General features: G+C 60.4%; 14 protein-coding genes. 6 read left to right on the top strand and 8 right to left on the bottom strand.

Annotated features, from left to right (window positions below):
• Positions 1–93 precede the first annotated feature (93 nt).
• The 4 genes from petA to HJB82_RS27770 all read left to right on the top strand — a co-directional run bounded on the left by petA (position 94) and on the right by HJB82_RS27770 (position 3,533).
• Complete coding sequence (gene petA, locus HJB82_RS27785; RefSeq protein ID WP_207581297.1) at positions 94–672, top strand: ubiquinol-cytochrome c reductase iron-sulfur subunit; 579 nt, start codon at positions 94–96, stop codon at positions 670–672.
• A 14-nt stretch (positions 673–686) separates the two neighbouring features.
• A complete protein-coding gene (locus HJB82_RS27780; protein WP_207581296.1) occupies positions 687–1,967 on the top strand; it encodes a cytochrome b N-terminal domain-containing protein in 1,281 nt (426 codons plus the stop codon).
• Positions 1,968–1,992: 25 nt separating this feature from the next.
• Positions 1,993–2,877, top strand: a complete 885-nt coding sequence (locus HJB82_RS27775) for a cytochrome c1 (protein ID WP_207581295.1) — start codon at positions 1,993–1,995, stop codon at positions 2,875–2,877.
• Positions 2,878–2,987: 110 nt separating this feature from the next.
• On the top strand, positions 2,988–3,533 hold the full coding sequence (locus HJB82_RS27770) for an adenine phosphoribosyltransferase (protein WP_207581294.1): 546 nt from the start codon (positions 2,988–2,990) through the stop codon (positions 3,531–3,533).
• Positions 3,534–3,554: 21 nt separating this feature from the next.
• Here the strand turns inward: HJB82_RS27770 and HJB82_RS27765 are convergent, their stop codons facing one another.
• Together HJB82_RS27765 and HJB82_RS27760 are read right to left on the bottom strand one after the other, a co-directional pair.
• Complete coding sequence (locus HJB82_RS27765; RefSeq protein ID WP_207581293.1) at positions 3,555–4,022, bottom strand: MaoC family dehydratase; 468 nt, start codon at positions 4,020–4,022, stop codon at positions 3,555–3,557.
• Entirely contained in the window at positions 4,019–4,510 is a 492-nt protein-coding gene (locus tag HJB82_RS27760) for a MaoC family dehydratase (protein ID WP_207581292.1), read from the bottom strand. Before HJB82_RS27760 ends, HJB82_RS27765 begins: the two co-directional genes overlap by 4 nt.
• A gap of 191 nt (positions 4,511–4,701) precedes the next feature.
• Between HJB82_RS27760 and HJB82_RS27755 the strand changes: the two genes are divergently transcribed.
• Positions 4,702–5,805, top strand: a complete 1,104-nt coding sequence (locus HJB82_RS27755) for a hypothetical protein (protein ID WP_221142097.1) — start codon at positions 4,702–4,704, stop codon at positions 5,803–5,805.
• 23 nt (positions 5,806–5,828) lie between these two features.
• Here the strand turns inward: HJB82_RS27755 and ychF are convergent, their stop codons facing one another.
• The gene (gene ychF, locus HJB82_RS27750; protein WP_221142095.1) at positions 5,829–6,932 is read right to left on the bottom strand and encodes a redox-regulated ATPase YchF; all 1,104 of its coding nucleotides are present in this window, start codon (positions 6,930–6,932) and stop codon (positions 5,829–5,831) included.
• Between the two features lie 315 nt (positions 6,933–7,247).
• Here ychF and clpS point away from each other — a divergent pair, with 315 nt between their 5' ends.
• Entirely contained in the window at positions 7,248–7,559 is a 312-nt protein-coding gene (gene clpS / locus HJB82_RS27745) for an ATP-dependent Clp protease adapter ClpS (protein WP_207581289.1), read from the top strand.
• Positions 7,560–7,567: 8 nt separating this feature from the next.
• Here the strand turns inward: clpS and HJB82_RS27740 are convergent, their stop codons facing one another.
• From HJB82_RS27740 to HJB82_RS27720, 5 genes are all read right to left on the bottom strand, one after another.
• Entirely contained in the window at positions 7,568–8,029 is a 462-nt protein-coding gene (locus HJB82_RS27740; protein WP_207581288.1) for a GNAT family N-acetyltransferase, read from the bottom strand.
• A complete protein-coding gene (gene pth / locus HJB82_RS27735; protein WP_221115858.1) occupies positions 8,026–8,757 on the bottom strand; it encodes an aminoacyl-tRNA hydrolase in 732 nt (243 codons plus the stop codon). The genes HJB82_RS27740 and pth overlap by 4 nt, the downstream gene beginning before the upstream one ends.
• Positions 8,758–8,849: 92 nt before the next feature.
• A complete protein-coding gene (locus tag HJB82_RS27730; protein WP_207581286.1) occupies positions 8,850–9,563 on the bottom strand; it encodes an ABC transporter substrate-binding protein in 714 nt (237 codons plus the stop codon).
• 13 nt (positions 9,564–9,576) lie between these two features.
• Positions 9,577–11,928, bottom strand: a complete 2,352-nt coding sequence (locus tag HJB82_RS27725; protein WP_221142093.1) for an EAL domain-containing protein — start codon at positions 11,926–11,928, stop codon at positions 9,577–9,579.
• Between the two features lie 186 nt (positions 11,929–12,114).
• Positions 12,115–12,723, bottom strand: a complete 609-nt coding sequence (locus HJB82_RS27720; RefSeq protein WP_164013558.1) for a 50S ribosomal protein L25/general stress protein Ctc — start codon at positions 12,721–12,723, stop codon at positions 12,115–12,117.
• Between the last annotated feature and the right edge of the window lie 252 nt (positions 12,724–12,975).

Raw genomic sequence — 12,975 nt, 5'->3', positions numbered from 1 at the left:
GGGGAATCTATGGCCGAATTGTGTCTGGATCGATTCGCCGGCAGAGGGGGCAGGGCGGAATTCCGCGATAATTGCGCAGAGGATGGTTAGGCCGTGAGCGAACACGTAACGACAAGCGAGGCTTCAACAGAGCCTACTCGCCGTGATTTCCTTTATCTCACCACTGGTATGGCAGGTGCTGTCGGCGCCGTCGCGGTTGCCTGGCCGTTCGTCGACCAAATGCGCCCGGATGCGTCGACGCTGGCGCTGGCCTCCATCGAAGTCGATGTTGCGAGCCTCGAGCCCGGCATGTCGCTGACGGTCAAGTGGCGCGGCAAGCCGATCTTCATCCGCAACCGCACGGCTGAAGAAGTGAAGGCCGCCGCCGATGTTGCGCTGGCGGACCTCAAGGATCCGATCGCCCGCAATGCCAATCTGCCGCCCGAAGCTCAGGCAACGGGTGTCGACCGTTCAGGTGGCAAGGACAAGGAAAACTGGATCGTCATGATCGGCACCTGCACCCATCTCGGCTGCGTGCCGCTCGGCCAGGCCGGCGAATACAATGGTTGGTTCTGTCCCTGCCATGGCTCGGTCTACGATACGGCCGGCCGCATCCGTAAGGGTCCTGCGCCGCAGAACCTGGCGATTCCGACCTTTTCATTTATATCCGATACCAAGATCAAGATCGGTTGAGGGGAGACTGATTAATGAGTGGCCATTCCAGCTACGAGCCATCAACCGGCCTTGAGAAATGGGTCGATGCGCGCCTGCCTTTGCCGCGCATGGTCTATGACAGCTTCATCGCCTATCCGGTTCCCAGGAACCTGAACTACGCCTATACATTCGGCGCCATGCTCGCCGTCATGCTGATCGTGCAGATCCTGACGGGCGTGGTGCTGGCCATGCACTATGCCGCCGACACGACGATCGCCTTCAACTCCGTTGAAAAGATCATGCGTGACGTCAATCATGGCTGGATGCTGCGCTATATGCATGCCAACGGCGCCTCCTTCTTCTTCGTCGCCGTCTATCTGCACATCGCCCGCGGCCTCTATTACGGTTCCTACAAGGCACCGCGCGAAATCCTCTGGATCCTCGGCGTGGTCATCTACCTGCTGATGATGGCGACCGGCTTCATGGGCTACGTTCTGCCGTGGGGGCAGATGTCCTTCTGGGGCGCGACCGTCATTACCGGCTTCTTCTCGGCCTTCCCGCTGGTCGGCGAATGGATCCAGCAGTTTCTGCTGGGCGGCTTCGCCGTCGATCAGCCGACGCTGAACCGCTTCTTCTCGCTGCATTACCTGCTGCCCTTCATGATCGCCGGCGTCGTCGTCCTGCATATCTGGGCGCTGCACGTCGTCGGCCAGACCAACCCGACGGGCGTCGAGGTCAAGACGAAGACGGACACCGTGCGCTTCACGCCCTATGCGACGATGAAGGATGCGCTCGGCGTCTCAATCTTCCTGCTGGTCTATGCCTATTTCGTCTTCTACCTGCCGAACTTCCTCGGCCATGCCGACAACTACATCCCGGCCGACCCGTTGAAGACACCGGCCCACATCGTTCCGGAATGGTACTTCCTGCCGTTCTACGCGATGCTGCGTTCGATCACCTTCAACGTCGGCCCGATCGACTCCAAGCTCGGCGGCGTGCTGGTGATGTTCGGTGCGATCATCGTGCTGTTCTTCCTGCCCTGGCTCGATACCTCGAAGGTCCGCTCGGCGGTCTACCGTCCCTGGTACAAGCTGTTCTACTGGCTGTTCGTGATCAACGCGATCATCCTCGGCTGGCTGGGTTCGCAACCGGCGGAAGGCCTGTTCACCACGATTTCGCAGATCTGCACGCTTCTCTACTTCGCTTTCTTCCTGGTCGCCATGCCAGTTCTCGGCCTGGTGGAAACGCCGCGCCGCATCCCGAACTCGATCACCGAAGCGGTGCTCGAAAAGCGCAACAAGACAGCTGCCGCCAGTGCGGCGGCCAATGCGTAAGCGCGCGGCGGAAGGGAACAAAAACATGAAAACGCTTGTTGCAAGCATTCTTTCGCTCGCAGTCGCTGCTGTTCTCGGCAGCGCCGCCGTCGCCCAGGAAGCGACGCCCGCCAACGGTGCTGCTCCTGCCCATCACGCGGAAAGTGCGACGCCGCACTATCCGCTGAAGGAGCCGAAGGAGGAGGAATGGACTTTCGCCGGTCCGTTCGGCCATTACGACAAGGCTCAGCTTCAGCGCGGCCTCAAGGTCTACACCGAAGTCTGTTCCGCCTGCCATTCGATGAACCTCGTGCCTTTCCGCATGCTCGACGAGCTCGGCTACAACGAGGGGCAGGTGAAAGCTTTCGCCGCGAACTACGAAGTCCAGGACGGCCCGAATGCGGCCGGCGAGATGTTTACCCGCAAGGCGGTCCCTTCCGACCACTTCCCGGCGCCTTTCGCCAATGCGGAGGCGGCTGCCGCTTCCAACAACGGTGCGGCTCCGCCTGATTTTTCGCTGATCGCCAAAGCCCGCGAAGTCGAGCGCGGCTTCCCGCAATTCGTCTTCGACGTCTTCACGCAGTATCAGGAAAACGGCCCGGACTATATCCACGCGCTGTTGACCGGCTATGAAGAGCCGCCGGCCGGTTTCCAAGTGCCGCAGGGCGGACATTATAACCCGTATTTCCATGCCGCTGCCGTCCTCGCCATGCCGAAGCCGCTCTCCGATGGCCAGGTGACCTATGACGACGGCGCACCGCAGACCGTCGACCAGTATTCCAAGGACGTCTCCTCCTTCCTGATGTGGGCCGCCGAGCCGCATCTTGAGGAGCGCAAGCGCACCGGCTTCATGGTCATGATCTTCCTGGCGATCTTCACGGTGCTGATCTACCTGACGAAGCGTTCGGTCTACGCCAACAAAGAGCATTGAGCGCTCCTTGCCGGAATCTTAGAGGCGGCTTGCGAGCCGCCTTTTTTGTTGGTTCCGCCCCTGGCAATTGATAGGGTGCGGCGAATTTCGCTCGCAGATATGGACTTTCGATGGACAAGAATATGACTTCGGAGCTGGCCGCCAGCATCCGCTCCATCCACGACTACCCCAAGCCCGGCATCATCTTTCGGGACATCACCACGCTGCTCGGCAACCCCCGCGCTTTCCGCCGGGCGGTCGACGAACTCGTGCAGCCCTATGCAGGCACGAAAATCGACAAGATTGCCGGCATGGAGGCGCGCGGCTTCATTCTCGGCGGTGCGGTGGCGCATCAGCTTTCCTCCGGCTTCGTGCCGATCCGCAAAAAGGGCAAGCTGCCGCACGAGACCGTGCGCATTGCCTACAGCCTGGAATATGGCGTCGACGAGATGGAGATGCACCGCGATGCGGTGCAGCCCGGCGAGAAGGTGATCCTGGTCGACGACCTGATTGCAACCGGCGGCACGGCGGTGGGTGCCACGAAGCTGCTGCGCCAGATCGGCGCGGAAGTGGTCGGCGCCTGCTTCGTTATCGACCTGCCGGACCTTGGGGGTCGCAAGAAGCTGGAAGAGCTCGGCGTCGTCGTTCACACCCTGGTCGAATTCTCCGGCCATTGACCCGGCATTCCGCACGCGGCGTCAGTCGAATTCCAAGACGCCGCTTTCGAAGCGCATGACGGGATCGCCGTTCTGATTGGCGCCCTCGCAGAGGATGGTGTTGAGGTGCCAGCCCGGCCGCGACGCGAGCGGCCGGCTGGAAAGGAGGGTGACGGAATAGGTCACGACGTCGCCTGGGAAGATCGGCCGCAGCCATTGCAGTTTCTGGAAGCCGGGTGAAGGGCCGAGGTTCGGAGCCGTCATGCCTCTTTGTGCGAGGGCGACGCTCTGGCTTTTCCAGAAGGCGAGGAAGGTCCGCATCCAGGCGGCGGTGGTGTGCCATCCCGAAGCGCAAAGGCCGCCGAAGAGGGTATCCTTGGCTGCTTCCTTGTCGACGTGAAAACGCTGCGGATCGAAGCGCGTCGCGAAGCGGATGATGTTTTCCTCGGTGAAGGTGTAGCTGCCGATCTCGGCCTTCTCGCCGACGGCGCAAAGCTCGGACATTCTCATGCTGATGTCTCCGGGCTGATGCTGATGTCAGTGAGGCCGGGGTGCATTCGGATCATGACCGAATTCTCCGAGAGACAAACGAGTTCGCCGCGCTGGTTTTCCATCTCGTGACGGAACTTGACGATGCCCATTCCGGAGCGCGAGCGCATCGGCCGGGCTTCGAGCACGGTCGAGTGGCCTTGCAGCGTGTCGCCTGCCAGCACCGGCTTGCGCCATTCCATCAGGTCTATGCCCGGCGCACCCTCGCAGAGCGCGTTCAGGATATAGCTGTCGGCCATCATGCGCATGAGCATCGAAGAGGTATGCCAGCCGGAGGCCGCGAGCCCGCCTAGAATGCTGGCGCGGCCGGCAGCCTCGTCGAGATGCATGGGCTGCTGATCGAATTCCCGCGCAAACTCGATGATTTCCTCGGCCAACACCAGCTTTGGACCGAGGGCGAAGCGGCGGCCGGGCTGGAAATCCTCTAGGGAAAGCTTTTCTGCCGTCATTCGTACCTCCGCCATATGCAGCGCCTAGAACAGGATGTTTTAGGCAGGTCGGCCTAAAATCTGATTCCTGTTCTAAATTAAAGAGTTAGAGCATGATGTCATAAGAAAACCGCTTACACTTTTCGGCGTCTTGCTCTAGTGCTTACAATAGCATCCGCGCGGGCTCAATGATTCCGGGGAGATAAACCGGCATGACTGAACTAAGGTCGATACTCGACGAGGCAGCGCGCGAAGGGCTGATTTCGCCGGAGGCGGGCGGGCGGCTTTTGCCATTTCTGAGCGAGCGCGGCGTCGCCGTCGTCGGGCACGCCATCGGCGTTGCCGAGGGGCAGCCGGCCGTGGCGGCGCAGGGGCAGGCATGGTCGGACACAGAGACGCCGCGTTTCGTGCGCGGCTTCCACGACGTGCTGATCACCATCGGCGTTATCGTGGCGCTTTGCGGCCTCTGGGGGCTTGCCGCACTTTATGCCGTGCTGCCTGCCATCATCGTGCTTTCGGAAATCCTGGTGCACCGCCAGCGGCTTGCCCTGCCGGCCGTCAGCCTGACGATCGCGCTGTTCTGCTGGACATGCCTGCTGATGTTCCGTTTCTTCCCGCCGTGGACGCCGACCTCCCAATCTTTCGGAGCGGAGGCGACGCAGTTCGTCGCCGGCCTCCCGATCATCCTCGGCGCTTATTATGTCCGGTATCGCGTGCCGCTGTCGCTTGCGCTCTGCATCATGTCGGTGCTTGCTTTCGTCCTCACTCTGCTTTTGCGGCTGGTGCAATGGGCGAGCAGCAATCCTGCGTTTTTCCTCGATCATCCCGTCGCGTTGGCGCTGCTTGCCCTTATCTGCGCGCTCGGACTGTTTGCCATGGCGCTCTATTTCGATCTCGGCGACCGGCTGCGACGGACGACGCGTTCCGACATCGCTTTCTGGCTACATCTCGGCGCCGCGCCGGCGCTGCTCTACAGCACGGTTTCCCTGCTGTCGTTCGGGGGAGACGTCCATATCTTCGACGTCGCGAACATGTCGGCGCGGACACCTGCAGTCGTTGCGACGGTGACGGCGCTGATGCTGATCGGTCTCATCATCGACCGGCGCGCCTTCGTGACATCAGGGCTGCTGTCGCTCGGCGTGGCGATCTTCAGCGTCTTCCGGCAGGGAAGCGCCACAGCCGACACCTATATCTTCTCGACGCTGATTGTCGTCGGCGCAATCGTATTAATCATCGGCACCGGTTGGATGCCACTTCGGCGGCTGGTGCTGCGTGCACTGCCGCCGGCAATCGCAAACCGACTGCCGCCGGGTTAAGGCTAAGGCGGCAGCGTTTTCACTTAGGTGTTGAAGCGGAAGTGGATGACGTCGCCGTCCTGGACGACGTATTCCTTGCCTTCGTCACGCGCCTTGCCGGCATCCTTGGCGCCGACTTCGCCGTTGAATTTGATGTAGTCGTCATAGGCGATGGTGTTGGCGCGGATGAAGCCGCGCTCGAAATCCGAATGGATGACGCCGGCGGCCTGCGGCGCCTTGGTGCCGCGCTCGATCGTCCAGGCACGCGTTTCCTTCGGGCCGACGGTGAAATAGGTGATGAGGTGGAGCAGCTTGTAACCAGCGCGGATCAGCCGGTCGAGGCCGGCCTCGTCAAGGTCGAGGGCGGAGAGGAATTCCTTGGCCTCATCCTCGGGAAGCTGAGCGACCTCAGCCTCGATCGCCGCCGAGATGACAACGATTTCGGCACGCTGTTCCCGAGCCATGACGGCGACTGCCTCGGTGAATTCATTGCCGGTCGAAGCCTCGGCCTCGGCGACGTTGCAGACGTAGAGCACAGGATGCGAGGTCAAAAGGTTGAGGCTCTTGAGGATTGCGATTTCCTCGGCATCGAGCGTCGACAGCAGCGTGCGCACCGGCTTGCCTTCGTTGAGCAGCTTGAGCGACGCGTCCATGATCGGCAGCATCGCCATCGATTCCTTGTCCTTGCCAATGGCGCGCTTGCGCGTCTGCTCGGTGCGACGCTCCAGGCTTTCGAGGTCGGCGAGCATCAGCTCGGTCTCGATCGTCTCGGCATCGGCGACAGGGTTGATGCGGCCTTCGACATGGGTGATGTCGCTGTCTTCGAAGCAGCGCAGCACATGGACGATGGCATCGACTTCGCGGATATTGGCGAGGAACTGGTTGCCGAGACCTTCACCCTTCGAGGCGCCGCGCACTAGGCCGGCGATGTCGACGAAGGAGATCCGGGTCGGGATCAGCTCCTTCGACTTGGCGATGTCGGCAAGCTTGCGCATGCGCGGATCGGGCACGGCGACTTCACCAGTGTTCGGCTCGATAGTGCAGAAGGGATAGTTCGCCGCCTGTGCCGCGGCCGTCTTGGTGAGCGCGTTGAAGAGGGTTGATTTGCCGACGTTCGGCAGACCGACGATGCCGCATTTGAAACCCATGGCGAATACCTGCTGTTCTTAAATTCGTTGCTGGTGCCTATGGGATAAAGGAGCAATGTGGTCAAGTCTTAGAGAGCTTTTACCTTGCTCACTTGCCGATGGATCGGTGCTGACCTATTCTTGATGGCGACGGGGATTTCGACGCTCGGCGGATGTCGTCAGTATGCCGGTCACCCAATTGACCCTCTCGATGCCAGACTGGCGCTGCTGCATTCAAACTGGGAATTGCGGCGACGGCCTGTCGAAAACTCGTCATCGACAATGATTCAATGGTCTTGACATTTCCTGACCCATGTCAACGGGTGGATTTTTCCGATGAGTGACAATGACATAGCCCTTAAGCCGAAGACCAAGGTGAAGCTGAAGCTGGACAAGCCGAAGCTCTACAAAGTCATTCTCGTCAATGACGATTATACCCCGCGCGAATTGGTCATTATGATCCTGAAGTCAGTCTTCCGTATGAGCGAGGAGACTGGCTACCGGGTGATGATGACCGCGCACAAGCTCGGCTCCTGCGTGGTCGTGGTCTGCGCCAGGGATATTGCCGAGACCAAGGCCAAGGAGGGCATAGACCTTGCGAAGGAAATGGGCTTTCCGTTGATGTTCACGACGGAGCCGGAGGAATAAGTTCGGATTCAGGGCCGGCGGATCTGAAAGCCGGTCTTACCTCGCACGAAGCCGCAGTTTTCGTAGAAGCGATGCGTTGCCGGGTTGGTCGAGCCGGTGAGCAGCATCACCTTGTAACAGCCGGCCTTCCAGGCCTCAGTCACCGCATGGCCGATGACGCTGCCGGCATAACCGCACTGGCGGTGACCGGCATGGGTGACGACGTTTTCGATCAGCGCATAGGAGGCGCCGTTCCGCGTCAGATTCGGCACGACGATCAGGGTGGCGGTGGCAGCGGCGAGATCGCCGGCAAAGCCGATGAAAACAGTCATTCCGGGCTGAGCGAGGATGGCGGAGAAGCGTTCTTCGGCCATGGCTTTGTCGAGAACCGGATCGGCCGGGTTCAAATGCCGATAGAGGAGGGTCAGTCCCGGTAGATCGCTTGCAACGGCGGCGCGGATGGCGACATTCCGCTCCGGCACCAGTCTCATTCTCCCTTGTTGCCGAACATCTTCTTCAGAATATCGGCCATCGGACCAGTGGTCAGGAGCTTCGGCTGATTGTGATTGCGGGCCTGGTGGATATGCGACTGGCCGGCCGGCTTCTTTTCGGTCGTCTTGTTCGCCTTCCGCGGCTTTTCCTCCTCGGCCTTGCCGCCGAGCGCCAGCGCGATCTTGTTCATCAGCTGCGAATCCTCGTTTCGCACCAGCATGTCGGCATTGTCGGCAAGCGTGTCGAGAAGCGGCTCCAGCCAGGCCTTGTCGGCCTTGGCGAAATCGCCGAGCACGTGGTTCTGCACCATGTCCTTGACGCCGGGATGGCCGATGCCGAGGCGCAGCCGCCGGTATTCCCTGCCGCAATGGGCGTCGAGCGACTTGATGCCGTTGTGGCCGCCATGGCCGCCGCCGGTCTTCAGCCGCGCCTTACCGGGGGGAAGGTCGAGTTCGTCGTAGATCGCCACAAGGTCGGCGGGCTCGAGTTTGTAGAAGCGCATCGCCTCGCCGACGGCCTCACCGGAAAGATTCATAAAGGTCTGCGGCTTGATCAGCAGCACCTTCTCGCCGCCGACTTCGCCTTCGGCGATTTCGGCCCTGAACTTCTTCGACCAGTGCGAGAAGCTGTGGCGCCGCTGAATGGCGTCGACGGCCATGAAGCCGATATTGTGCCGGTTGCCGGCGTATTTGCTGCCGGGATTGCCGAGACCCGCGATGATCAGCATGGCCTGTCTTTCTTCGCTAGAACGTCCCGACGTTCACCACCGCGAAACGATGGCAAAGTCAAGCGGAAAGGGCATGAGCCAGTTGAGCAGAATCACTCCGACAGGTTCATGCCGTATTTCAGGAAGATCTGCTTCTGGTCGCCATCGGCGATCAGCTTGTCGAGGGCAGCCTGCATCCTGGCGAGCAGATCGTCCGGAAAGCTTTTCTCGCAGGCGATGCTCATCGGCTGGGCGGAGAGTACGGTCACCATTTCCACCGGCTGGTCGGCCTTCAGCTTTTCGAAATAGAGTTCGGAGATCGGCATCATGTCGATGCGTCCGCCGAGCAGCTTGCGTAGCGTCGCGTTGAAGTCGCTGGCGACATCGAGCTTGGTGAAACCCTTCTCCTTCAGGATCGTCTCGGTATAATCCTCGCGTTGGGTGCCGATCGTGTATTTCTTCGCCTCGTCCAGATTATTGGCGGTGACGCCCGAACCCTTGCGGGTGATCAGGATGTTGCGATCGATCAGCAGCGGCTCGACCCATTTGAACAACGGGTCGCGGGCGCCATTGTGGGCGGTGGCGAACACACAGGTCATCGGCGCCGTGCGGGCAAGGCCGAAGGCGCGCGCCCACGGCATGACCTCGATTGTGTAGTCAACGCCGATCGCGGCCATCAACTTTTCGACCTGCTCGACGGTCGCGCCCTTGATCTCCTTGCCTTCGCGATAGTTGAAGGGGGCATAATCCTCGGTGGTGAAAGTCACCGTTTGCGCATGGGCAGCGCCGGGCAGCGCCAGGCATGCGAGAAGCAGGAGCTTTTTCATCGTATCATCTCCTTCATGAGGCGCGTGCGACGGCCGATTCCGAGGCTATCAGTTGCTCGATCAGCATGGCTGCATGCTGTGGACGATGGAAGAGGTAGCCCTGGCCATAATCAAGCCCCATCTGGTGAAGCGTGCGGCATTCCTCTTCGGTCTCGATGCCCTCGGCGATGACGGTGCAGTTCATTTTGTGGGAGAGCGTGGTAATGCCTTCGATCAGCATGCGGCTCTTCTGGCGCACGTCGTCATCACCGTCGTTGATGGCGCGGGTGAAGGACTGATCGATCTTGATGATGTCGACAGGGAAGCGGTTGAGGTAGCTCAGCGACGAATAACCGGTGCCGAAATCGTCAAGCGCGATGCGGCAGCCGAAGCGGCGAAGCTCGGTGACGATCATACGGATCTGCGGGTTGTCGTGCATCAAAACGGCTTCGGTGATCTCGACGACGATTCGCTCGGGGCGGATGCCATGGCGACCGACGATGGCAGCGAGGCGGGCCGGCAGCGCCGGCTCGAACTGCAGCGGCGAGAAGTTGATGGCGAGATAGGTATCCTGCATGCCTGATATGCGGGAGATTTTCGCGAGATTGCAGATCGCCTTTTCCATGATGACGTTGCCGACGCGGACGATCTTTGCCGTCTCTTCGGCGACGCTGATGATCTCGGCCGGCGGCATCAAGCCCTTGTGCGGATGGTTGAGGCGCATCAATGCTTCGAAACCGGCAATACCGCGACCGTTCAGATTGACGATCGGCTGCAGGAAGGCCTCGAACCAGTTGTCGACGAGGCCGGCTTCGATATTGGCCTCGATCTCGGCGCGGCTGCGGGCCCGGTCGAGCATCGCGTTGTCGAAGAGCTGCGCGCCATTCTTGCCGTCGCGTTTCTTGGCATACATCGCCAGGTCGGATTTCTGCAGCAGTTCGGCCGCGGTTGCGGCATGGTGCGGATAGATGGCGATGCCGACGGAAGCGCTCAGATGCATGTCGGGGGCGAACGGCGTTTCGAAGATCGAGGCGATCTGCTCGCACATCACCTTGGCGCGTTTTTCGGCGTCCTTCGCCGGCAGCAGGATGGCAAATTCGTCGCCGCCGAGACGGGCCGCCTCATCGGAGGGGGCAAGATAGGTCTTCAGACGCTCGACAAGCTCGATCAGCGCCATGTCGCCGGCGGCATGGCCCATATTGTCGTTGATCCATTTGAAGCGATCGAGATCGACGAAGAGGCAGGCGAGTTCCTGGCCTGCCGCGTCGGCGGCGGCGATCTTGTTGTCGAGGACGGCTTCGAAGCCCTGGCGATTGAGAAGCCCGGTCAAATGGTCGGTGATCGCCTGGCGGTGGTTGCGATCTTCGGAGGCCTTGAGTTCGGTCACATCGGTCATGACCGATAGCGAGAGGCGGTCGTGAACGCCGGCTTCCGCCTCCGATTCCATGATGAGGACGTCCATGATGCGGCCATCCAGGCAGACGAACTTGACGGTGACGGTCATGCCGCTATCCGCCTGGCGGCGCTTGAGGAACTTGTCGCGGGTGGTTGATGTGACCAGATCGGCGAAGTTGCGGCCGATGACGGCGGCGCGGTTATATCCTGTGGCAAGCAGCCAGTAATCGCTGACGGCGGTGATGCGGTCTTCCTCGTCGAGCGAGAAGAGCATGGCGGGCGTCAGATTATAGATGTCGGTGGCGCGGCGGTGGGCGAGCTTCAGCTCCTTCTCCTCGCTTTCAAGCTTGGTCTGCATCTCGTTGAAGCTGCGGGCAAGCCGTCCCATTTCATCGTTCGATTGCCAGTCGACATGATGGCGGGAGCCCAGCTGGCGGGTGGCCTCGATGGCTGCCGTCAGCCGCATCAGCGGCTGGATAACGAAGAAACGGTTGCCGATCAGCGCGGTGCCGAAAACGGTCAGCACCGCGAAGATGAAGATCGAGATGAAGACGACCTCTTCCTGCTTCAGGCCGGAGAACAGACCGAGCGCCGGATAATAGACGCTGATGCAGCCAAGGTTCTTCGGACCGTCGACGGTGTTGTAGATGATGGCACGCGACACCTGGACGAGCTTGCCGTCGAAGGAGCGCGGAATGGTGGACTGACTGATGTCGAGCTGGCCCGACTGGTCGCGCACCTCGACTTTGACGATGGCACCCTGCGAAACGACCGTCGCGCTGATCTGGGTGACGCTCTCCTCGTCGAGATCCCAGAGCGGCTTTGCCAGCGCCTGGGCATTGGCGACAAGAAGAACAGAAATATGATCGCGTATTTCCTTGTCGGCCCGTTCCGAGGAAAGAAAAAGGAAGAGAACAAAGAGGGGAGCGACAAAGACAAGCAGCGCTCCACAAACTATCGCAAAAAATCTGTTCTCAACGGAATTGTTCATTGGTTCCGTCTACTCCCCAGGCCGGCCAAATTTGCTGCTGCGTGTTCGGGCAGGCTTCTTCGCAGCTGACGGGGCATGCTTTCACGAATATATTAAATTTGCTGAAACGGAGGCCTATGCCGGGCAATGAAAAGCCCGCTTTCCAGGGGAAAGCGGGTCATATGCTTTACAAATTGGTCGAAGCGATCAGGCTTCGGCTCCGCCTTCTGCAGCGGTCTCGTCAATGCCGCCGGCCGGGGCAATGATGGTCGCGATCGTGAAGTCGCGGTCGATGACCGGGGTGACGCCCTTCGGCAGGGTGACTTCCGAAATATGGATGCTGTCGCCGATCTTCTTGCCGTTGAGGTCAACGTTGAAGAATTCGGGGATCGCATCGGCCGGGCAATGAACTTCGACTTCATGGCGAACGATGTTCAGAACGCCGCCGACCTTGATGCCCGGGGACTTCGCTTCATTGATGAAGTGAACGGGGATTTCGACGGTCACCTGGGTGTTGCCGGAGACGCGCAGAAAATCGACATGCATCGTGAAGTCACGGACCGGATCGAGCTGGTAGTCCTTCGGCAGAACCTTGTACGTCTTGCCGTCGACTTCGATCGTCGCCACGGTGGTCATGAAACCACCGGCATGAATGCGCTTCGTCACCTCATTGGTGTTGAGAGCGATGGCAATGGGGGCCTGCTTGTCACCATAGATGACAGCGGGAATTAAACCGTTGCGGCGAAGTTCACGGGCGGACCCCTTACCAACCCGTTCGCGCGCCTCGGCCTTGAGCTCGTAAGTTTCCTGGCTCATGGCTATTCCTTTCGAGGTTATATGGAGAGTTCGACGGCGGGCAGAAGCCTTGCTCCGACGAACCGGAGGCGGGTATGACCCAACCTCATCCGCATTGCCTCCAAGGGTGTCTACGCGGACCGGTGGCCTATATTATAAGTCGCTCGGAAACGCAAGTTGCGGATTGAGGGTGTTTTCCGCTGATATCCGCCCTTCGGCAAGCCGAAACCGCACTCGACATCAAGGCGATGGTATCGACGGTGCCGGAAGCGG

The sequence above is a fragment of the Rhizobium sp. NZLR10 genome (assembly GCF_019685125.1).
GTDB lineage: Bacteria > Pseudomonadota > Alphaproteobacteria > Rhizobiales > Rhizobiaceae > Rhizobium.
Note: the sequence above shows the minus strand (reverse complement) of the source record. Positions and strands in the feature narration are given on the sequence as shown.

Excerpts from the sequence above, each read along its gene's own strand:
- HJB82_RS27780 (WP_207581296.1), top strand. The coding sequence starts at position 687 with ATGAGTGGCCATTCCAGCTACGAGCCATCAACCGGCCTTGAGAAATGG.
- HJB82_RS27775 (WP_207581295.1), top strand. The coding sequence starts at position 1,993 with ATGAAAACGCTTGTTGCAAGCATTCTTTCGCTCGCAGTCGCTGCTGTT.
- HJB82_RS27770 (WP_207581294.1), top strand. The coding sequence starts at position 2,988 with ATGGACAAGAATATGACTTCGGAGCTGGCCGCCAGCATCCGCTCCATC.
- HJB82_RS27765 (WP_207581293.1), bottom strand. The coding sequence starts at position 4,022 with ATGAGAATGTCCGAGCTTTGCGCCGTCGGCGAGAAGGCCGAGATCGGC.
- HJB82_RS27760 (WP_207581292.1), bottom strand. The coding sequence starts at position 4,510 with ATGACGGCAGAAAAGCTTTCCCTAGAGGATTTCCAGCCCGGCCGCCGC.
- HJB82_RS27755 (WP_221142097.1), top strand. The coding sequence starts at position 4,702 with ATGACTGAACTAAGGTCGATACTCGACGAGGCAGCGCGCGAAGGGCTG.
- ychF (WP_221142095.1), bottom strand. The coding sequence starts at position 6,932 with ATGGGTTTCAAATGCGGCATCGTCGGTCTGCCGAACGTCGGCAAATCA.
- clpS (WP_207581289.1), top strand. The coding sequence starts at position 7,248 with ATGAGTGACAATGACATAGCCCTTAAGCCGAAGACCAAGGTGAAGCTG.
- HJB82_RS27740 (WP_207581288.1), bottom strand. The coding sequence starts at position 8,029 with ATGAGACTGGTGCCGGAGCGGAATGTCGCCATCCGCGCCGCCGTTGCA.
- pth (WP_221115858.1), bottom strand. The coding sequence starts at position 8,757 with ATGCTGATCATCGCGGGTCTCGGCAATCCCGGCAGCAAATACGCCGGC.
- HJB82_RS27730 (WP_207581286.1), bottom strand. The coding sequence starts at position 9,563 with ATGAAAAAGCTCCTGCTTCTCGCATGCCTGGCGCTGCCCGGCGCTGCC.
- HJB82_RS27725 (WP_221142093.1), bottom strand. The coding sequence starts at position 11,928 with ATGAACAATTCCGTTGAGAACAGATTTTTTGCGATAGTTTGTGGAGCG.
- HJB82_RS27720 (WP_164013558.1), bottom strand. The coding sequence starts at position 12,723 with ATGAGCCAGGAAACTTACGAGCTCAAGGCCGAGGCGCGCGAACGGGTT.